The sequence below is a fragment of the Halomonas sp. 113 genome (genome assembly GCF_904067645.1).
In the GTDB taxonomy this organism is placed as follows: Bacteria; Pseudomonadota; Gammaproteobacteria; order Pseudomonadales; family Halomonadaceae; genus Vreelandella; species Vreelandella titanicae.
Map to the genome: position 1 here is coordinate 4,395,372 of NZ_LR881453.1, position 20,858 is coordinate 4,416,229.

Genomic DNA, 20,858 nt, shown 5'->3' on the forward strand with positions numbered 1-20,858 from the left:
TATTAAAATTGCAGAACGCTGACGTCATCTCCCGCGGGAGCATCGTCAACGATAGGATGAGCCGCGACAGATGGGCGCTGACAAAGATCCTGATACACCGTAAACAGGGCCGGAAAACGCTGCTCCCAACCACTGCCAGACCACCGGAAGTCAAGCTGACCCAAGGCGCAGACCAGTGCCACATGGCCAATACCAAAGCCCGTTGCACTCAGCGCCTTGGCTTCTTGGTCGAGTTGCGCCATCGTCGCTTTTACCTTGGTCTCGTAGCCATCGCAGACAACCTGCCATGGACCGCCATCTCGGTGTAGCTCGTTGCGCCAAAGCAGCAGAATATCGGTCAACCCATCGGCCAATGCCTGCCAGCGCAACTGTTGGATACGCACATCCATGGCGTCAGGAAAGAGTCCTGCGTGTGACTGATGATCGAGATACTCACAGATGACTCGACTATCGAACAGCGCCATGCCCTGCTCGGTGACCAGCGTAGGAATTTTCGCTAACGGATTGTCTGACAACACATCCGGATTAGGCGGAGAGGCCATGGCGACGACCGAGCGCACCCGCTCGACCTGCTCATCAAGGCCTGCTTCATCCAAAACGATCATCACCTTGCGCACGAATGGCGAGCGCGGCGACCAATGCAGCTTCATGCTCATTGCCAAGCTCCCACACGCTGTAGAAAGCCAGTCAGCACACGATTGACCGCCGCTGGCTGTTCGAAACAAGGAACATGACCGGCATTATCAATAGCCTCAAAATCCGCGCCTTCCAGTTGAGCGGCCAAGCCACGCAAGTTCTCCGGCATTTTGCCGTCCTCAGCACCGGCGATGCATTGCACGGGGCAATCGATCTGCTTAATTACCTCGGCATAGTCATACTTCTGGAGGGCTGTCGCGCCAGCAACAAATCCTTCCAGTGGCGTCGCTGAAATCATGCGTTCAAGCGGGCCCAGTCGTTCAGCGTGACTATCAGGCGTTAGCCAGCGCTGTGCCGTTGCTTGAGCGAAATTCAACATTCCTTTTTCTTGGGCGAAGTCGATACGCTCACCCCAAGTCTCAATCGCATTGGGTGCCGAGCTCGCCTGCCCGTCCATAAAGACCAGTGCTTCAAAACGTTCCGGCGCCTCGCTATAAGCTGCCAAGCCAGTCGGAACCCCCATGGATAACCCAACGTAAACACAACGTTGGATACCGCATTGGTCAAGCAGCCTCAGCAGATCGCTTCCCAACAGATTAAAATCGACAGGTACTGGCGATAATGCCGAATCACCATGCCCGCGCTGATCGTAGCGCAGCACGTTGCAGTGACCCCTTAAGGCTTCTGCCTGGGCTCCCCAAACGGACAAATTGGTCACTAGGGAGTTACCGAATACGATCCAAGGGGCGTCGGGTGAAACTTCTTCAACCTGGTAAGCAAGCTGTGTACCGTTGATATTTGCCGTTAGCATTAGCGCCCCCTGAATTCCGGTTTGCGTTTTTCAACAACCGAGCGTGTCGCTTCGCGGGCATCTTCGGTCGCCATCAATAGAGTGCTGAAGCGTTGTTCGATGGCATACCCTTCATCCACGGGCAGAAATTCGATCTGATTGAGCGCCTGCTTGCCATAACGCAGCCCAAGAGGCGCTTTGGCGGCGATTTTCATTGCCAAAGCACGGGCGGTTTCCATCAGGTCTTCTGGCGACGTAACCTCTTGTACGAAACCCAAACGCCAGGCTTCCTGGGCATCAATCGGCTCGCCAGTGAAGAACATCTTCCGCAACATTCCTTGCGGAAGATGCCGACCCATGTGTGCCGCACCACCACAGCGCCCTACATTGATTTCCGGCATTCCGAAGCGAGCCGTTTCAGCGGCAATGCGAATGTCACAAACTGATGCCAGTACCGTTCCAGCCCCTAGTGCTGGCCCGTTCACTGCTGCAATCGTTGGGATGGCTGCCTCGCGAATCGAGGCAAAGCAGCGACGTACGATCCGTGCTCGCGCCGGATCTTCTTCAATCGTGGCAGCGAGAAACTCGTTGAGATCCAAGCCTGCGCAGAAAGCGCGAGTACCCGCGCCGGTGAAAACGATACAGTGGATATTTTGCCAAGTTTCAGCGACCTCAAAGGCTTCACCGATCTGCTGATATATATCCAGCGTAATAGCGTTGACAGGCGGGCAATTGATGGTGATTTCGGCCACACCGTTGTTAAACGCAATATCCAGTCCCATGCGGTATTCCTATTCGTCAAAATTATTGGCTGATTTAAAAAGCTCAAACCGCTTCGAGCGCGATTGAAATTCCCTGACCGACCCCAATACACATCGTAGCCAGCGCTCTCTTTCCGCCATTTTCCGCCAGTCTGCGTGCTGCGGTTCCGGTGATCCGTGCTCCGGACATGCCCAGCGGGTGACCCAGCGCAATCGCACCGCCGTATGCATTAACGTGCTCCGCATCGTCGGGCAGGCCTAATCGACGCAGTACGGCCAGCGCCTGGCTAGCAAAGGCTTCGTTGAGTTCGATGACATCGAAATCACGGGGCGTTAGTTTCAATCGTTCGCATAATTTTTCCGTCGCTGGCGCAGGCCCCATACCCATGATGCGGGGTGGTACGCCAGCGGTAGCACCGCCAACGATTCGCGCCAGTGGCTTTAAACCGTGACGCGCGATACCGGCTTCACTGGCCAACACCAGCGCCGCGGCACCATCGTTAACGCCGGAGGCATTACCAGCGGTGACGCTGCCATCGCTGCGAAAGGGCGTCGACAATGCCGCCAGTTTTTCGATTGAGGTTTGCCGAGGATGCTCATCGGAGTCGATAATCAGCGGGTCACCCTTGCGCTGCGGTACGCTTACTGGAATGATCTCGTTGGCATGCCAGCCTTCACGCATCGCGACCGCCGTACGCTGTTGACTGCGTAGGGCAAAAGCATCTTGATCTGCACGTGAGATGGCGAAGTCCGCCGCCACGTTCTCGGCCGTTTCCGGCATGGCATCAGTACCGAAACGCTTCTGCATCAGTGGGTTAATGAAACGCCAACCGATGGTGGTATCTTCAATTGAGGCCTGACGCGAAAATGGTGACATCGCTTTAGGCATCACGAATGGCGCACGGCTCATGCTCTCTACGCCCCCGGCAATAGCCAAATCGCTCTCGCCTAAGGCAATCTGGCGGTACCCTGCGAGTACGGCATCCATTCCAGAGCCACAGAGCCGATTGATGGTGGTACCCGATACGCTCTCCGGCAGCCCCGCTAACAACAGCGCCATGCGTGCCACCGAACGGTTATCTTCGCCAGCTTGATTGGCACACCCGTAGATGACATCACCCAGCGAGCCCCAATCCATTGATGAATAACGTGACATCAAGGCCTTTAACGGTAGAGCCGCCAGATCGTCTGTTCGAATCGACGACAGTGCACCGCCGTAGCGGCCAATCGGTGTTCGAATGTAATCGCAAATAAAGACATCCTGCATCAGGTGCTCTCCTCTGTTTCTACCTTAAGTGACTCGAGCACTGCGCGTACCGGGCCCGCACGATATTCGTGGCCGATACCCGCCGCCAATTTATCGAAATCGATAGCCAGCGCATCGCTTGGCTGTCGGCTGGCCCAATACAGAGGCCCACCGCGCCAGCGTGGAAATCCGTAACCGTTGGCCAGCGTGACATCGATATCGGAGGGGCGCTGGGCAACGTCCTCTTCTAAAAGGCAGGCCGCTTCGTTGACCATTGCCGCCAGCAGTTGCCGCTGGATCATTTCGCTGTCGAAGGTTGTGGGAGTAACCCCCGCCTCTCGGCGTGCTTCGTCAATGATGTTAGTGACCATAGGATCCGGCTTGCCCCGGCCATCGCTATAGTCGTACCAGCCTTTACCAGTCTTGCGCCCTAGGCGGCCTGCTTCGCAAAGACGATCAGCAATGGTCACATAGCGAGCTGAGGGATCTCGATCAGCGGCTTGGCGTTTACGCATGGCCCAGGCAATATCCAGCCCAGACATGTCGGAAACCGCAAACGGGCCCATGGCGAAACCGAACGCTTCTACTGCCGTATCAACATCTTCAGGGCGCGCACCATCAAGCACTAACAATTCAGCTCGGCGGCGATAGGCGGCGTAGATACGATTGCCGATAAAACCTTCAGCAACTCGCGAGACGACGGGCTGCTTGCCCAACCGCCGTGCCAGCTTCAAAGCAGAGGCCAAAGCCCAATCTGCCGTTGCGTTAGCTCGCACAATTTCCAGCAGCGGCATGACGTTAGCTGGACTGAAAAAGTGAAGCCCCAATAGTCGCTGCGGGTGATCGAGCGTCTGCGCCATAGCATCAATATCAAGGTAGGACGTGTTGGTCGCGATCAAAGTCTCGGCCGGTAGCACGGTTTCAAGTGCGTTGAGCACCATTCTCTTGGCATCCAGATCTTCAAACACTGCCTCGATGACAAGATCGCAATCCGCCATGGCATCCAGTTCCGTCACACCAGATAGACGCGCCAACTGCTCATCGCGCTGGGCGTTGTTAAGCCGGCCCTTATCGACTTGGCGCTGAAGAGTGTCACGCAGGCGGTTCAGCGCCGCACCCAAGACCTCTGCATCACGCTCGGCAATCACGACGTGATGCTGCTTGGCCAGAAACGCCAATGCGATGCCTTGGCCCATGGTGCCCCCGCCCACAACCCCCACGCCGGAAACATTGCGGGCTAGCGTACTATCAAGACCGTCGACGGCAGCCGCCCGCCGCTCAGCGAAAAACAGATAACGCAGCGCGAAGGCGTCGTCGCTCAATCGCAGCTGTTGGAAAACGCGACGTTCTTCGGCAAGCGTTTTATCAACACCACCATCAGCGGTACTTTCCACCAAGCGGATGGCCTCAGCAATATTTGGACGGTGCTTGCCGCGCTTAAGAGCACGCTCAGCACTAGTGCTGAGCCGTTCGGCGGACTCTTCAGGTACCCGAATCGCTTTGGCCAGACGTTTGGTGCGAAGCTCAGCTTTCAGCCACTGTTTCGCCGTAGCCAGCAGATCCTCTTCGGCTAAGGCATCGATTAGCCCCAGCGCCAGGGCTTCATCAGCTTCAATTCTCTGCGCACCGCAGATCATTTCCATAGCGCGGCTTCGCCCGATCAGTCGCGGCAGGCGCTGCGTGCCGCCAGCGCCGGGCACCATACCCAGCGAGACTTCCGGAAGCCCCAGCTTGGTACCTACAGACGCGATGCGATAATCACAGCCAAGCGCCAACTCTAGCCCCCCACCAAGCGCGACCCCATGGAGTGCCGCCACAACCGGCAACTCCAGTGTTTCGATGGCGGTGATGACATCCGGCAGTTCCGGCAGACCAAGCGGCTTACCGAATTCTTTCAAGTCGGAACCAGCAATGAAGCTACGCCCCTCACCGATAATCACGACACCTGCCAGCGTATGGTTTGCCGTCTGGGCTAGAGCTTTAATCAAGCCTGAGCGCACCGCATGCGAGCCAGCATTAACCGGTGGATTATTGATACGGATGATGGCGACATCGCCTTCCACGCTAAATGAAACTTTATCCAGCATTGGTGCAGTCTGTAATGACGTATGCGGCATTAGATACTCCTCCGTTGCGGTATGTGAGAAAAGTCGTCTTTCATTGATTGACCGATTTCAACGCTTCCGAAGGGTTTCGCTTATGCAACATACGAGTAGTCATGGCGACGCCCATTAGCACCACGAAAGCCCCAGCATCCGTGATGTATCCCGGCATCACTAAGCCGATTGCCGCGAGACAGAGCAATATCCGCGAAAGTACTGAAAGACGCCCTACGCCGTGCAGCCAACCTTCAGCACTGCATGCCATTAACCAAACGGCAATTAACGCCGTGCCAACGTTATGAATGATGTCGCCCATATCCCCACGCAGAACAAGGGTGGGGTTCAGCACAAAAAGAAAAGGCAATACAAAATTAATGGCACCCAGACGCATAGCGAGAAAGCCGGTGCGCATTCCTTCTGATTTGGCGATTACTGAGGCGGCAAAAGCAGCCAGAGCGACGGGAGGCGTGATGTAAGACAGCATGCCCCAGTAGAGAATGAACAGGTGCGCGGCCACTGGGTCTAATCCGACATCTGTCAATGCAGGCCCTAATACAATGGCCAGGAAGATGTAGCAGGCACTGACGGTCATCCCCATACCCAGTATGAAGGATGCCAGAGCACCCAGTATCAAAAGCAAGACAGTGCTATCGCCTGCCAGCTGTACCAATCCGCCGGAAAAAGCACCACCTACGCCGGTATAAGACAACGCGCCGACAATTAAACCGATACCCGCAAGGATGCCGACGATATTGGCGATATTACGAATACTGTCTTCCAACAGGGCGCTGAAGTGAGTCAGCGTGATGCGATCTTTGCCGGTTACCCAACCCTTTATGATGCTGGTCAAAAACAGCATCGCAGCGGCGTAATAGGGTGCCTGAGCTTCAATACCAGTGCTAACAATCAAGTAAACCAGAACAACCAGCGATAGCAGAAAATGCCAGCCAGACTTGAGAACTGCACCGACCTTGGGAATCTCTGCTTCATCCTGACCAGCGAGCTGGTTGCGTGCAGCATAGCAGTCTGCCTGCAATAGCAAGGCGAGGTAGAAGAGTACTGCCGGTACAATCGCAGCAACCATAACGGTGGCATAAGAGACGTTGAGATTTTCGGCCATGATGAATGCCACCGTGCCCATGACCGGTGGCATTAGCGCTCCTCCAGTGGAGGCGCAGGCCTCAATGGCCGCAGCGTAACGCGCTGGGTAGCCAACCCGCTTCATGGTAGGAATCGTCATTTGCCCCGTAGTCACTACGTTGGAAATCACGCTGCCCGAAAGCGATCCAAAAAAGCCACTGGAAAGGATGGCAACTTTGGAGGGACCACCACGGGTTCGGCCTAGTAACGCCGAGGCAAAATTCATAAAGAACTCTCCACCACCGGTCACGACCAGCGCAGAGCCAAACACCAAAAAGCCGATCAACAGCCCAGCGACTACCCTCATGGGTACGCCAATGATGCTCTCTGTACCTAATGCATGCATCATGACTAGGCCGGATAAATCTGTAGAAGGCCCCCACAGAAAGCCTGGCATTTTCTCGGAAAATAACGGATAGACGAAAAACACAAAGCAGATAGCCAACAGCACTAGGCCACCGGTCCGACGCAATGCCTCAAGCACGAGTAAACACAGTAATCCGGCAATGGCCTGAGCCAGCGGAGGCGCGATAATATCCCAGCCTTCCATCAGGATACGCTCACCGCTCCACGCCAAATACCCGGCGGCGATTAGCGTGGTAAGCGTCAGGCTCCAATCAATCGCGGCACTCGCCCTCCCCGCACCCAACGGATATACCTGAAAGACCAATGCAAGAAAAATCCCCAACAACAGATAGAAGTAGGAGGTATCCAGCATTACAAAGCCGACAAACATTTGGGTATTAAATAAACGATCAATATTGAGAAGTATGCCTATCAGACCAAGGCTGAGCACTACTCCCCGCGCCACTTTATGTTGTGCCGTGACCATATTGTTAGCTGGTTTTTCAGATAGTTGCGTCATAGCGTTTAAATTCCTGAAGCTAGCATCCGTCGCCACCTTAAAGAAGGCAGACCTTCATGAAACAACGATGCTCAGCTGAACCTATTGTTCAGCTGAGCATGGGCCTCAAGTGGACACGTGCTGATTGCGATAGCTGTCCCAGAAAGTCGGCCACTCATCCTCGGGTTGACCAGACTGCTCAAATGCCTCGCGCGCTTCAGACCAGGCCTGTTGAATTTGCTCAAAGCGGCTTAGCCTTGCTTCCTGCCACTGTTGAGCTTCTTCAGTCCAATATCCCTGCTCTTTTGCATAACGGATGGCACCTTCATGCCAGGGTGCATCAGCAGGCGGAACAATAGACTTTGAGACATCCCAGTTACTTGCTTGCGAGGTAGCATCTTTAAATAATCCATAACTTTCATCGATCGCTTTCACTAAGTTATAAACTTCTTCTTCAGATGTATCTGCGTAAGTCGTCAGCATGGGGTAGCGATAGCCAAGCATCCATACGGGCTCTTCTTCAGAGATGCCCGCCCCCACCGCCTGTTGAATGGGCTCAGCAAAGCTTATCAGCGACCTGGCTGCCTCCCACCCAGCGGTATCTTCGGGCGGGAATTCCAACCACGTCATGCCGCGAGAGGATGATTCAATTTCGCGAGCTAAAGAGGAGGTTGGTACCATTCCCATGGCGTCCAGCTGTCCCGCGATGATGGCATCCTTAAGAGCGCCATAGCTGCCATACCACACGACATCGACATCGTCGCGGGTTAATCCACCAAACGCTAAATAGGCGTCGGTTTTGAGATTAAGCGCGGGGTTGCCTCGCACAAAGCCAACCCGATGTCCTCTTAGGTCTTCGACTTCCTCAGCGCCCAAATCACCAGCAGCAATCAAGCCGACTGAGGCGGGCCGCCCCAACATGACTCGAATCTCTTGCGGCCCCCATGTTGGATCCGCAAACTCGTGTGTCCCCTCAGAAGCGAAGAAAACTTCATTGGAAAGAAATCCAAATTGTGCTCTGCCTGTTTTGATGGGTAGTAACCGACCTATCGACGTACCAGAAGGCAATACGCGCACTCTCGTATCAAACTTATTCTGAACCGCATTGGCGATAGCTGACGCCTCAGAATATCCAGCTGAACCTAGGTCGTAAGAACTCCATACCATGGATTGAGGTAAATTATTGGTCTCTTGCGCCACTGCCACCGCAGTTGATGCAGCCATCGCTAGAACTGATACAAAACATACATTTTTCAAAGTATTGAACATGCCAACACCCCCTTTGAGCCACACGTTAGGTCAAAACCACTTACCTGCGGCTGATTATTTTGGCGTACCACGCACCCGGTCTAGCTGTGCAACACAAAACAACTATAAGCTATATATATAGCTTTTATCTTTAAGCCTTTCGTCGAACAGCCGGATTTTTAGAATGCGTACTTAACCATTCCCTGAATTCTTACAGCATCTCCAGCGGCCCCATTTACCGTTTCTCGACGATGCCAACCAACTTCTACCCCATAGGTAATGGGAGAGGCTGGCGACCAGATATAGTTCAGCCACGCCTCTTCAAATGACTCATTACGATTTAGATAAGCCGGATTACTATCCAGGTCAGCACTAACCAAACTGTAAGCTGCATTAATGTTCCCTGGGCCTGCTTCAAGACTAGCCCCCAACGTCCCCCCCGAGGTGCGAATCGTTTCAAGATCGCCCCCCTCGTTTACATACGCAGGGCTTGGATTAACGCCACCATTTATATAGCCACCAATACCATCCCCCTCGGCGTATCCAGCGCGCAGTGTTAGCGCACTCGTTACGTCCCACGCGGCCTCTGCGGCTAATCCCCAGCCAAACGCACTATCGCTGGAAGACCCTGCACTCGTGCCCTCACTGTCATATTCTAGTGAACGCGCTACAGTAGACAAGGAGTACCCGAACCGGCCGGACCGGTCGGTATAGCGTGCGGTAACGTCTGGCAACGAGCTTTTAGTCCCCGGCGCATCTTCTAAACCACCAATTTTCTCAGGGTCTTCCAATGAGAAAGAAAAATTATCCATCGTGTAACGTAGCTGTGCCTGTCGAGCAGCGCGTGGCCGCCCCCCTGGTCCCGTAAAATCGACAAGCGGCGTTACTGCTACTAAGCCCGTAAAGTTGGTCCAGGTCTTACCCGCCAATAATCCTTGCCACTCACCGTATGCATGACGTAACCGAAAGTCGCCTCCACCATTACCATAGAAGTCCCCTTCCAGCTTTGTCTTGAGCAGACTTCCTTCAACAAGCGTTGCGGTACTGAAGCCCACTCTGCTCTCGTAAGCATGTAGACGCGTATGCCCATCACTTCCAGGAGCACCCGAGAGTCTCGCCCCTCCTCGATTGGTACTGTTACCTAAATCATCATTAACATCATAGATAACGTCCAACTTGGCATAGCCATAAACAGACACATCCGTTTCATCCACCTTGAAGTCTAAAGCACTTACATAAGGTGATATAAAACCCGATAAAAACAGCATTTTAACTATTGTTTTTCGTTTATCTTTAAGCATCTAAACACGCTCTTTTAATTATTAAATCAGCTAAGATAGTCACATCACTAACTTGCGCGATGCATCTATCTGTTATGAGTATTTTAAGTATTGATTACACTTATTGGCTTGGCAGTTGATCTGCCCATTCGGCTATAGCGTCAGCGGTTTCGATCGGCTTTTCCGCAGGCAGTGCATGACTCGCCTCAGGAATAATCACAACACTCACACGACTGCCAAATTCATCTGCCAGTTCTTGGCGAGATGCATCAGGACGGAAAGGGTCCTCTCCACCTTGCAGGTCAAGAATAGGAGCAGAGCCCGCGACCCACCAACTATCACGGTCAGTTAACTTGCGTGCAGCACGCTGACTGACCGTGACGTCCGGATGCCATCCTTCCAACCAAGCCGTTGGATCACTACTGTTGGCAAAAAAAGCAAGCCGTAGCCCAGCAAGTCTTTGATCTTGGGTCGAATCTGGATCATTAATCATCGTAATGGCATCGCTAAGCTCAGAAGGCCAATTTTTGGCTCCTGCCGCGACGAGAGCAACACCGCGCACAAGCTCCGGATGATCAGAAGCTATCGTTCTTGCGATCCAATTTCCGTATGCATGGCCTGCTACAATAGCGCTGCCGCCTTCAGCATTAATCACCGCTGCAAAGTCATCTGCAAAGTCGTGAAAGTCGACCTCACTCATTGGCCCGTAACTAGGCTCAATACCCCTAGGCTCAGGCAGGGCAACGCGATAACCCAATTCTACAAGACGATCTGCTAAAGGCGAAAACTCTGCAGTACCACGTCCAGTCGATGCAATCACAACAATTAGGGGTCCCTCTCCCTGAACGCTATAACCAATAGAGGCCTCACCATTACTGGCGTGATGCATTGAGGTTGGATTTGCACTGGATAACGAGATACTCCCAAACGTTAAAGCAATGGCGATAGCGGTGTAGGCTGCCGCATTTCCAAAAGCTATTTTTTGTTTAAGCTTCATCATAAATTCCTCTATTTATTGTTTATTGAGCTTGATGCATCAACTATTAATGAGAAAATTAAGCATCTTTAGCTTAACTAATATAGGTCATGCCAAAGATGAAAACACAATAAGCTATATATATAGCTTTTTAACTTATACTTTAGTCACAATTTTTGTTTCTATAACCGTGTTGGATGAACTAAGCCGTCAGCCCAATGCCCCTCAAGATCACCGAGGTGACCGACTGCACAGCTTTTTCGAACTGTAAGTCGTCCAGCGGTTGGTCGTCGTTGAGCAGGTAGATCTGGTAGTCAAAATCAGCGTAGTGCTGGGTGGAGGCCCAAATCATATAAAGGAGGTATGAAGGCTCGACGGGGTTGATTTGACCTGACTCGACCCACTCGCGAATTTTCGACTCTTTGAGCTTGGCCCATTCATAGAGGTTGTCGCGCAGGCGCTCTTTAAGGATCGGCGCGCCCTGCATGACTTCGGCTGCCCATACTTTCGAGCCGTGGGCGCGGTTACGGGAGTGGTTCATCTTGGCGCGAATGTAGGTGGAAAGCACGACGCGAGGATCATCGTAGAGCTCGAAGCAGAGAGCATCCTGTTTCCACACCTCAAGAAGCTCTAACAGAACATCTTGATACAGCGCATTTTTGGTCGAGAAATAGTAGTGCACGTTGGACTTGGGAATCTCTGCCAGTTGTGCGATTTCGCCCATGGAAGCACCTGCATAGCCCTTTTCGGCAAACAACTGCTCTGCCGCCTGGAGAATCTTTTTTACGTTGGTTTGCCGAATTTCGTCCTGGGTTCTCGCCACGCTGTTCTCGTCCCTATACGTCTGAAGTACGCACCAAAAAAAGCACCATCGCAGAGCGACGGTGCTGAGAAGATGTCCTAGTTACTCTAAGACGTCAACTTTGATTGTTGGGGAACGAGAACTCGGCCCGGGTGGCCTCGCTCACCGACGGCCAGCGCTGGGAGACCGCCTTGCGGCGAGTATAGAAGCGCACCGAGTCCGGCCCGTAGGCGTGAAGATCCCCAAACAGCGAGCGCTTCCAACCACCAAAGCTGTGGTACGCCACGGGCACCGGGAGCGGCACATTCACGCCCACCATGCCAACCTCGATACCATCGGTAAAGCGGCGGGCGGCTTCGCCATCGCGGGTGAACAGGCAGGTGCCGTTGCCATACTCGTGGTCGTTGATCAGTTGCATGGCGTCATCCAGGCTACCCACGCGCACCACGCAAAGCACCGGCCCAAAGATCTCTTCCTGGTAGATGCGCATTTCGGCGGTGACGTTATCGAACAAGCAGCCGCCCACGAAATAGCCCTCTTCATAGCCTGAGACTTGAAGGTCGCGACCATCGGCAACCAGTGTCGCGCCAGCCTTTACGCCATCTTCGATGTAGCCGAGGACTTTATCCCGGTGCTCAGCGGTCACCAGCGGCCCCATATCCAGATCCCGCTTGGTGCCGGGGCCGACTTTTAATTGAGCGATTTTAGGAAGTAGGGTTTCAACCAAACGGTCTGCGGTCTCGTCGCCCACGCATACCGCTACCGAGATCGCCATGCAGCGCTCGCCGCAACTACCAAACGCTGCGCCCATTAATGTGTTGGCGGCGTTTTCCAGGTCGGCATCCGGCAGCACCACGGCGTGGTTCTTCGCCCCACCTAACGCCTGAACGCGCTTACCCGCGGCGGAACCACGAGAGTAGATCGCCTCAGCCACTGGCGTTGAGCCGACAAAGGAAATGGCTTTAACGGCCTTGGCATCCAGCAGCGTTTCCACCGCTTCGCGACCGCCGTGGACTACATTCATTACACCTTTGGGTAGCCCCGCTTCTTGAAGCAGTTCGGCTACTGCCATGGCCGCCGAAGGGTCTTTCTCCGAAGGCTTCAATATAAACGTATTACCGCAGGCAATCGCCATGGGGTACATCCACAGCGGCACCATGGCGGGGAAGTTAAACGGGGTGATACCTGCCACCACACCCAATGGCTGGAAGTTTGACCAGGCATCAATGCCCGGCCCTACATTGTGGGAATACTCTCCTTTGAGCAGCTCTGGCACCCCACAGGCGTACTCGACGTTCTCAATGCCGCGCTTGAGTTCGCCCATGGCGTCTTCGGGAGTTTTGCCGTGCTCTTCACTGACCAGTTGCACCAAGCGGTTAGCGTTATCTTCGAGCAACTGCTTAAAGCGGTACATCACCTGGGCGCGCTTGGCGGGCGGTGTATCGCGCCAAGCGGGAAATGCCGCCTGGGCGGCGGCAATTGCACGCTCTACGTCAGCGGCATCAGCGTCAGCCACTTGGCGAACCACCTTGCCCGTTGAGGGGTTGGTGACATCCAGCGTGCGTTGGCTTTGCACTAATTCACCGTTAATCAGATGGGAAACATTACTCATATTCAAACTCTCTGAAGTTTAGATCAGTCACTTATGCCAACGAATCCAAGGTGGTCGCCACCGCGTCGAACAGCCGCTCTAGCTCGGCCTCGGTGGTGCCAAAGGGCGGGCCAAACTGTAGGGTGTCGCCGCCGTAGCGCACGTAGAAGCCAGACTCCCAAAGCACCATATGCGCATCCCGGGGGCGAATCGTTGGGTCGCCATCGCGGGGTGTTAACTGAATAGCGCCAGCCAAGCCGTAGTTACGAATATCGACGATATGATTGCGACCTTTCAGGGCGTGCAGCTTCTGTTCAAAGGCGGGCGCAATGGCGCTAACCTGGGCGGGGAAGTTTTCACGCTCCATCATCTCAAGCGCCGCCAAACCTGCCGCGCAGGCCACCGGGTGAGCGCTGTAGGTATAGCCATGGGAAAATTCAATGGCGTGTTGGGGGCCACCGGCGTGCATAAAGGTATCGAAAATCTCGCTAGAGGCGATCACTGCGCCCATGGGGATGGCGCCGTTGGTGATCTGCTTGGCCACGTTCATGATATCCGGCGTGACGCCAAAGGCTTCGGCGCCGGTGGTCGCACCACTGCGGCCAAAGGCGGTGATCACTTCGTCAAAGATCAGCAGAATATCGTGGGCACTGCAGATCTCACGCAGCCGATCCAGATAGCCTTTAGGTGGCACGATCACCCCCGCCGAGCCGGACATCGGCTCAACGATCACCGCTGCAATGGTTGAAGCGTCGTGCAGGGCGATTTGATCCAACAGCGCATCGGCAAGCTCGGCACCGGTTTCCGCTTGACCACGGGTGTAAGCATGGCCCGCTTGTAACGTATGCGGCAGATGCGATACATCCAGCAACTGACCGTAGTGTTTACGATTACCACCGATACCGCCCAGGCTGGTGCCGCCAATATTCACCCCATGATAGCCCTTGGCGCGGCCGATCATACGAGTCTTCTCCGGCTTGCCTTTTAAACGCCAGTAGGCTTTGGCCATCTTGACTGAGGTATCGGCGGCTTCAGATCCTGAGTTGGTGAAAAATACATGATCCAGCCCGGCAGGCGTGAGGCTAGCCACCTTTTCCGCCAGCTTGAACGCCAGCGGATGGCCAATTTGAAAACCGGGGGCAAAATCGAGACTGCCGAGCTGCGCCGCCACGGCTTTCTGTATCTCTTCACGGTTATGGCCAGCGCCGCAGGTCCAAAGCCCGGAAAGGGAATCAAACAGCTTACGGCCCTGATCATCAATGTAGTAACGCCCTTCCGCCCCGGCGATAACGCGCGGGTTAGCACGAAAATCGCGGTTGGCGCTAAACGGCATCCAATAGTGCTGGTTAAGCGCCGTTTTTGAGGGCGTCTCTGCTGACGGGGCACTCGAGGTTTCAGCGGGGGTTTTGCTTTTTATTCCAAACATGGTGTCCAGCTCCATCGCTATAGGGCATTGCCTCAGCATGCGCCACCAGACACGTTTATAAAATTACGCTCTTCTTTTGTTCACGTTAGAGAATTTATACGTAACAAGGCATCTAGCCATGCTTCTTGACCTTGACGCCGGTTAAAAAAGCACCTAATCATTATATTTATACGAATAAATACAATAAATCTATGGAGCACTCCCAACCAGTAATTGGCACCTATAACGATGCTTCCAAGAAGCTCGCTGTTGGTGGCTGCGTACTGAAAATACCGTTCACAAACTCAATATAAACAATTCACTATGGACATAGGGCAAACTCGCTATGAAGTATTTAACTCCCCTCAAGCTGTTGATTTACAGCGTCATGCTTTTCAGTTTCTTTATGCTGGAAAGCCCCGTCATTATGCTGGCTAACCGGATAGAGCCCCTGTTGATGGGTATCCCTTTCCTGTTGGTGTGGAACTTGTTTTGGTGGTTTGTGCTAACGGCGCTTTTTTTGGTGGCCTATTTCACCAACTGGGGCAGCCCAACATCGACACCGGAAAGCGCCACTAAACAACACTAAGACGGGGGATTAAACATGACCGGCAGTCTATTAATTATTGCGGCATTTATGATTATCCCCTTGATGGTGGGGGTTCTATCAGCACGCCAATCGCAAGAAACCAGTGAAGACTTTTTTGTTCAAGGTCGCGCCATGGGCAGTATTGCGGTATTTTTCACCGTGGCGGCAACCTGGTGGAGTGCCTTTGCCTTCCTTGGCTCTAATGCCACCTTTTATACCAATGGGCCGGTATTTCTTACCGCACTAGCCTGGAACCTGCTGTTTGGTTTTATGTACTACTGGATCGGTAAGCGAGTGTGGTTTCTAGGTAAGCGATTCAATTACTTAACCCCTTCAGATTTAATTGGCGACTTTTACAACAGCGAGGCGCTGCGCATTACCGTTGCCGCGATTACGCTGATTTTCACCGTGCCTTATTTGCAGATTCAGCTAACCGGGGGCGCCTACTTAATCGAAGTTGCCTCCGGTGGTTTGATTCCGTTCTGGCTCGCCGCGCTGCTGTTCTACTTCATCATTATTATCTACGTATGGATTGGCGGCATCCGCGCCATCGCCTGGACCGACGTTATTTATGGCGCGCTGCTGTTCTTTGGCATGCTGTACGCGGGCTACTATATTTCCAACCAGGTAGGCGGGCCAGCAGCGCTATTTAGCCAGCTTCAGCAAACATCTTCCGAACACCTCACCATGCCCGGACCTAACGGTACGATGGGCTACCCCATGTGGTTCTCGCTGTTTGCCATTACCGCCATTGGTGCCTTTATGGGCCCGCAGATCTGGCTGCGTATGTACTCGGTCAAACACGGCAAGCTGTTTAATTTAATGCCGTTTCTACTCGGTTTGGCAGCCTTTGCCTATGTGGGCTCGGTGCTGTCTGGTTACTCCGGGGTGCTGCTTGAGCCCGATGTGGAAAATCCCGATCAAATCCTGCCCATCATGTTAATGGATTACGCCCCTTACCTGCTTGCCTCGCTGATTATGGCGGCAGGCGCTTCGGCCGCTATGTCTACGGCCAACTCACAAATTCACGCGGTCTCCACCGTCGTCACGATGGATATCTACAAGCGCTATGTAAACCGGGAAGCAAGCCAAGCGCGGATCGTTTATATCGGTCGTTTATCGTTAGTAGGCTTCTCTCTGGCAGCTTACATCATGGCGCTTACCGTTCCTGGCGTGTTGGTGACTATCGGCATTGCGGCGCTGGCGGGCACCGCACAGCTGGTTATTCCCACCATCGGCGCTATCAGCTGGAAAAAAGCCCATCCCACTGCGGCGCTCGCTGGGCTTTGGGCTGGCGTTGCCTGTGTACTACTGATGACCTTTGGCCCGCTAAGCGCACCTTTTGGCTACCATGCAGGTATTTGGGGGCTATTGCTGAATGCGGCGCTGTTTGTAGGCCTAAGCTATGCGCTGCACCGCCGCGATACAGCAGTAGTGGAACGGTTTACCCAGGCACGCTACGACTACGATGCTGAGTACCACCCTGAACGTTTGCCCGCCCATACCCAAGAAGTATCCAGCAGCGCTAACCACAGCTAAGGAGTGTGTTGATGACTCAAGCCCCTGTTTCAAAAACAGTTTCAACCTCTGGCCCAGCTTCAAGGCGCCGACCCAAGCTTGCCGAGCTGATTAGCGACGACATCAAGCGCTGGATTGCCGCCGAGTCACTGGGAGAAGGCGACCGGCTACCGAACGAAAAAGCGCTAATGGAGCTATACGGTAGCGCCAAGGCCACCGTGCGTGAAGCGCTTAAGATTCTTGAGGTTGAGGGGCTTATTACCTTAAAAACCGGGCCTAAAGGGGGCGCGGTGATCAACCAACCAGGCATGGAACCCGCCAGTCGAATGTTGCGTAACTTCCTGCATTTTCAGCAGTTGGATGGCAAGCAGGTTTATCAGTTGCGCAAACTGTTGGAAGTAGAACTGGCGGCATCAGTGGTGGGAAGGCTAACCGAGCACGACTTTCAGCAGTTGGAAGCAAATATGTCGGCCTGCACCTGCTGCGCGAGCGATGAAGAGGATCACCGCCACCAGCGCTTTTTGGAGCTGGAGTTTCACCAACTGTTGGCGCGTGTCTGCCCTAACCCTTTGCTCGCGTTTATGTGCCAGTTTTTAAACGACATGCTGCGTGATTTGGTAGTGATAAAGAAAGCTTACGTGCCCGAACGCAAGCAGTTCGATCACGCCAATCAGGACTACCACCGCCTGCTGGTGGACGCCTACCGCGCTGAAGCTACTCAGCGTGTGCGTCAGGTAATGGCCGAACATATGGCCGATGCCGAGCTTCATATGAGCGCACTGGAAGCGGAAATGGCCGCGCAAATGCTGATCAGCAATGATTCTCCCAACCTTCAGAACCATCGATCCAAGCTACATGACTTACCAACGGAAAACCTGTCCGTTTAACCTTGCGAGGATACTGAGATGAACACCTACGTTTCGCCAACAACTGATATCACCAGCCTACGTACCGACAGCGACCGCCTCTGGGAAGCACTAATGGAGATGGCCAAACTAGGCGCCACTCCTAAAGGCGGCGTCAATCGTCAGGCGCTTACCGATCTAGAACGTCAGGGGCGTGATCTATCTATTCAATGGTGTCGCGCCGAGGGCTGCACGATTCGCATTGATAATATCGGCAATATTTTTGCCCGCCGAGAAGGCAGCGACCCCAACGCCAAAGCAGTGATGGCAGGCAGCCACTTGGATAGCCAGCCTACCGGCGGCAAGTACGACGGCTGTTTTGGCGTGCTCTCCGGTCTGGAAGTGATTCGCACCCTTAACCAGCACAACATCACCACACAATCCCCTATCGAAGTCGTCGCCTGGACCAACGAAGAGGGTTGCCGCTTCCCGCCCTGCATGATGGGCTCAGGTGTGTTTAGTGGCGTGCTTGAGTTTGACGCCATGATGGCGCGTACCGACACTGATGGCGTCACGGTCAGCGATGCCCTGGACGCCATTCACTACCGTGGTAGCGATGAAGTCTCGCCACACGAAATCAAAGCCTACTTTGAACCTCATATCGAGCAAGGCCCTATTCTTGAAGACACCGCCACCACCATTGGTGTGGTTATCGGTGGGCTTGGTCAGAAGTGGTTTGATTTAACCCTGACCGGACTTGAAGCCCACGCAGGCCCCACGCCGATGAACCTACGCCGGGATGCCATGATGGGTGCAGCCGAAGTCGCCCAAGCGCTCAACCGTATCGCTTTCGATCATCAGCCCCACGGTCGCGGCACGGTGGGCTGCATGACGCTGCACCCCGGTTCGCGCAATGTGATTCCCGGTCAGGTCAAAATGACTCTGGATATGCGTCACTGGGAACCGCAAGCACTTGGGAAAATGGGGCAAGCAGTTACCGCCGCTGTTGAAGAAATTTGCCAACGTCACGGGCTGGCGTACGAGCTGACACCCACTGCCGACTTTGCACCTGAGCACTTCAATAAAGCGTGTGTTGATGCCGTGCGCCAAGCAGCTGAAAAGCTTCAGCTATCGCATATGGATATCATCAGTGGCGCAGGCCACGATGCGATGTTTGTTGGTCGCGTAGCCCCTGCCGCGATGATCTTTATTCCCTGCAAGGATGGTATCAGCCACAACGAGATCGAAAGCGCCACACCAGAGCATGTCCACGCTGGCTGTAACGTCCTACTGCACGCGATGTTAGAGGCAGCCGGTGTAGAAAGCGGGGAGTAACTATGGCTGACACCTTTGAAACACTCACAACAGTCGACGCATTGGCACGCTTCGGCGAGGGATCGCTCTCGCCGGCAACGCTGGTCGATGACTGCTTGGCGCGTATTGAGCGGGATACCCCAAAGGTCAATGCCTTCACCTGTGTTAACGGCAAAGAGGCCCGCCGGTTAGCAGCCGACTCCGCTCGGCGCTGGCAGACAGGCACCCCCTGCGGCCCGCTGGACGGCATCCCCGTTACCATTAAGGATTTAACCTTAACCAAAGGGTTGCCCACTCGCCTGGGTTCAAAGACCACCACACCGGATGGCCCTTGGGAGGTGGATGCGCCAATCAGCCGTCATCTTCGTAATGCCGGGGCTATCGTGATTGGCAAGACCACTTCGCCGGAGTTTGGCTGGAAGGGCGTCACCGACAATCCGCTGCACGGTATTACCCGCAACCCCTGGAACACTGAACTTACCCCAGGGGGCTCATCCGGCGGCGCGGGGGCCGCCGCAGCGCTTAACCTGGGCCTGCTGCACCAAGGCAGCGATGCGGGTGGCTCGATACGCATTCCGTGCAGCTTTACCGGCACGTTTGGTATTAAACCCACCTTCGGCTGGGTGCCTCAGTGGCCCTCCAGCACCATGAGCACGCTTTCTCATCTAGGCCCCATGACCCGCACCGCAGCGGACAGCGCATTAATGCTTAGCGTGATGGCGCAACCCGATGCTCGGGATGGCTACTCTGGTAATCCACTTGGGCCGGACTGGCTAACGCCACCTCCTGCGGATCTACGCGGCTGGCGAATCGCCTTTAGCGCCAACCTCGGATATGTAGACGTAGCGACTGATATTGCTCAGCGAGTTGAGGAGGCCGTGGGTCACCTTGAAGCGCTGGGAGCCACAGTAGTGCAAGTTGATCCTGGCTTTAGCGATCCACTCAAGACCTTCAATACGCTCTGGTTCGCAGGCGCTACTCAAGCACTCGAAAAGCTCAATGAACAACAGCAAGCGGCACTCGACCCAGGATTTCTGGATATCGCACGGCGGGGTCAGGATATCTCGCTTTCCGCCTATCTCGCCGCGCGGCGGGAACGTAGCGAATTAACGGCCCATATGGCAACCTTTCATCAGCAGTATGACCTGCTGGTTACCCCCACCATGCCCATTGCCCCCTTTGCAGCCGGCCACAACGTGCCGCCAAGCGGGCGCTGTAAAGACTGGATGGATTGGACGCCATTTAGCTACCCCTTCAACCTTACCCAACAGCCCGCCGCCTCCATGCCTTGCGGGCTGGACAGCCAAGGGCTGCCGGTAGGGTTGCACCTTGTGGCAGGCAAATACCAAGATCTAAAAATACTGCATGCCGCTCAGCTGCTGGAGCGCTATTTGCCACCGCTGACGCCGCCAGTTATTGCCTAGATTAATGAAGCATGACTTACAGCACGACTTCATAACCTTCAAACTTAGGTGGGCCAAGATAAATACCTTCGGGTGACTTGGCATTGGCATGGGCTTTCCGGAACGCATCTGACTTGGTCCAGGCGCGGAAGGCTTCTTCCGACTCCCACACGCTGTGGGAGATAAACACGGTGTGATCTTCCTGGCTTTCGCCCTGCAGCATCTTGAACTGTTTGAAGCCCGGCACTTCATCCAGGTGAGAGTCGCGGTTACGCCACACCTCTAAAAAGTCCTCTTCGCGGCCTGGGGCAATCCGAAAACGGTTCATGGCAATATACATCGTTACTCTCCTAGGGGGTTGTTCCTGC

General features: G+C 54.3%; 18 protein-coding genes. 5 read left to right on the plus strand and 13 right to left on the minus strand.

What is annotated here, in order from left to right; translation table 11 throughout:
* Positions 1 to 2: 2 nt before the first annotated feature.
* The 12 genes from YERSI8AC_RS20620 to YERSI8AC_RS20675 all read right to left on the minus strand — a co-directional run bounded on the left by YERSI8AC_RS20620 (position 3) and on the right by YERSI8AC_RS20675 (position 14,842).
* Entirely contained in the window at positions 3 to 656 is a 654-nt protein-coding gene (locus tag YERSI8AC_RS20620) for a glutathione S-transferase family protein (protein ID WP_201304244.1), read from the minus strand.
* Complete coding sequence (locus YERSI8AC_RS20625; protein ID WP_159177433.1) at positions 653 to 1,447, minus strand: alpha/beta fold hydrolase; 795 nt, start codon at positions 1,445 to 1,447, stop codon at positions 653 to 655. The genes YERSI8AC_RS20620 and YERSI8AC_RS20625 overlap by 4 nt, the downstream gene beginning before the upstream one ends.
* The gene (locus YERSI8AC_RS20630; protein WP_159177434.1) at positions 1,447 to 2,208 is read right to left on the minus strand and encodes an enoyl-CoA hydratase-related protein; all 762 of its coding nucleotides are present in this window, start codon (positions 2,206 to 2,208) and stop codon (positions 1,447 to 1,449) included. The genes YERSI8AC_RS20625 and YERSI8AC_RS20630 overlap by 1 nt, the downstream gene beginning before the upstream one ends.
* A gap of 43 nt (positions 2,209 to 2,251) precedes the next feature.
* On the minus strand, positions 2,252 to 3,454 hold the full coding sequence (gene pcaF, locus YERSI8AC_RS20635) for a 3-oxoadipyl-CoA thiolase (protein ID WP_159177435.1): 1,203 nt from the start codon (positions 3,452 to 3,454) through the stop codon (positions 2,252 to 2,254).
* The gene (locus tag YERSI8AC_RS20640) at positions 3,454 to 5,550 is read right to left on the minus strand and encodes a 3-hydroxyacyl-CoA dehydrogenase NAD-binding domain-containing protein (protein ID WP_201304245.1); all 2,097 of its coding nucleotides are present in this window, start codon (positions 5,548 to 5,550) and stop codon (positions 3,454 to 3,456) included. The genes pcaF and YERSI8AC_RS20640 overlap by 1 nt, the downstream gene beginning before the upstream one ends.
* 40 nt (positions 5,551 to 5,590) lie before the next feature.
* Complete coding sequence (locus YERSI8AC_RS20645) at positions 5,591 to 7,540, minus strand: TRAP transporter permease (protein ID WP_223828092.1); 1,950 nt, start codon at positions 7,538 to 7,540, stop codon at positions 5,591 to 5,593.
* Positions 7,541 to 7,645: 105 nt separating this feature from the next.
* Entirely contained in the window at positions 7,646 to 8,788 is a 1,143-nt protein-coding gene (locus YERSI8AC_RS20650) for a TAXI family TRAP transporter solute-binding subunit (protein WP_159177436.1), read from the minus strand.
* Between the two features lie 158 nt (positions 8,789 to 8,946).
* A complete protein-coding gene (locus tag YERSI8AC_RS20655; RefSeq protein ID WP_159177437.1) occupies positions 8,947 to 10,068 on the minus strand; it encodes a DcaP family trimeric outer membrane transporter in 1,122 nt (373 codons plus the stop codon).
* Positions 10,069 to 10,168: 100 nt separating this feature from the next.
* Entirely contained in the window at positions 10,169 to 11,047 is an 879-nt protein-coding gene (locus YERSI8AC_RS20660; protein WP_201304246.1) for an alpha/beta fold hydrolase, read from the minus strand.
* A gap of 178 nt (positions 11,048 to 11,225) precedes the next feature.
* Positions 11,226 to 11,846: a TetR/AcrR family transcriptional regulator gene (locus YERSI8AC_RS20665; RefSeq protein ID WP_027957058.1), complete on the minus strand. Its 621-nt coding sequence runs from the start codon at positions 11,844 to 11,846 to the stop codon at positions 11,226 to 11,228.
* 94 nt (positions 11,847 to 11,940) lie between these two features.
* Positions 11,941 to 13,437, minus strand: coding sequence for a CoA-acylating methylmalonate-semialdehyde dehydrogenase (locus YERSI8AC_RS20670; RefSeq protein WP_159177438.1), 1,497 nt, complete (start codon positions 13,435 to 13,437; stop codon positions 11,941 to 11,943).
* A 31-nt stretch (positions 13,438 to 13,468) separates the two neighbouring features.
* Positions 13,469 to 14,842, minus strand: coding sequence for an aspartate aminotransferase family protein (locus tag YERSI8AC_RS20675; RefSeq protein WP_159177439.1), 1,374 nt, complete (start codon positions 14,840 to 14,842; stop codon positions 13,469 to 13,471).
* A gap of 325 nt (positions 14,843 to 15,167) precedes the next feature.
* Between YERSI8AC_RS20675 and YERSI8AC_RS20680 the strand changes: the two genes are divergently transcribed.
* From YERSI8AC_RS20680 to YERSI8AC_RS20700, 5 genes are read left to right on the plus strand one after another with little or no spacing between them, the layout of a single operon-like run.
* On the plus strand, positions 15,168 to 15,410 hold the full coding sequence (locus tag YERSI8AC_RS20680) for a hypothetical protein (RefSeq protein WP_159177440.1): 243 nt from the start codon (positions 15,168 to 15,170) through the stop codon (positions 15,408 to 15,410).
* Positions 15,411 to 15,425: 15 nt separating this feature from the next.
* Positions 15,426 to 16,949: a sodium:solute symporter family protein gene (locus tag YERSI8AC_RS20685; protein ID WP_159177441.1), complete on the plus strand. Its 1,524-nt coding sequence runs from the start codon at positions 15,426 to 15,428 to the stop codon at positions 16,947 to 16,949.
* Between the two features lie 11 nt (positions 16,950 to 16,960).
* A complete protein-coding gene (locus YERSI8AC_RS20690) occupies positions 16,961 to 17,815 on the plus strand; it encodes a FadR/GntR family transcriptional regulator (RefSeq protein ID WP_159177442.1) in 855 nt (284 codons plus the stop codon).
* 18 nt (positions 17,816 to 17,833) lie between these two features.
* A complete protein-coding gene (locus tag YERSI8AC_RS20695; RefSeq protein WP_159177443.1) occupies positions 17,834 to 19,108 on the plus strand; it encodes a Zn-dependent hydrolase in 1,275 nt (424 codons plus the stop codon).
* A gap of 2 nt (positions 19,109 to 19,110) precedes the next feature.
* On the plus strand, positions 19,111 to 20,511 hold the full coding sequence (locus YERSI8AC_RS20700) for an amidase (RefSeq protein WP_159177444.1): 1,401 nt from the start codon (positions 19,111 to 19,113) through the stop codon (positions 20,509 to 20,511).
* 16 nt (positions 20,512 to 20,527) lie between these two features.
* Here the strand turns inward: YERSI8AC_RS20700 and YERSI8AC_RS20705 are convergent, their stop codons facing one another.
* Positions 20,528 to 20,830, minus strand: coding sequence for an antibiotic biosynthesis monooxygenase family protein (locus YERSI8AC_RS20705; protein ID WP_022521683.1), 303 nt, complete (start codon positions 20,828 to 20,830; stop codon positions 20,528 to 20,530).
* Positions 20,831 to 20,858 lie beyond the last annotated feature (28 nt).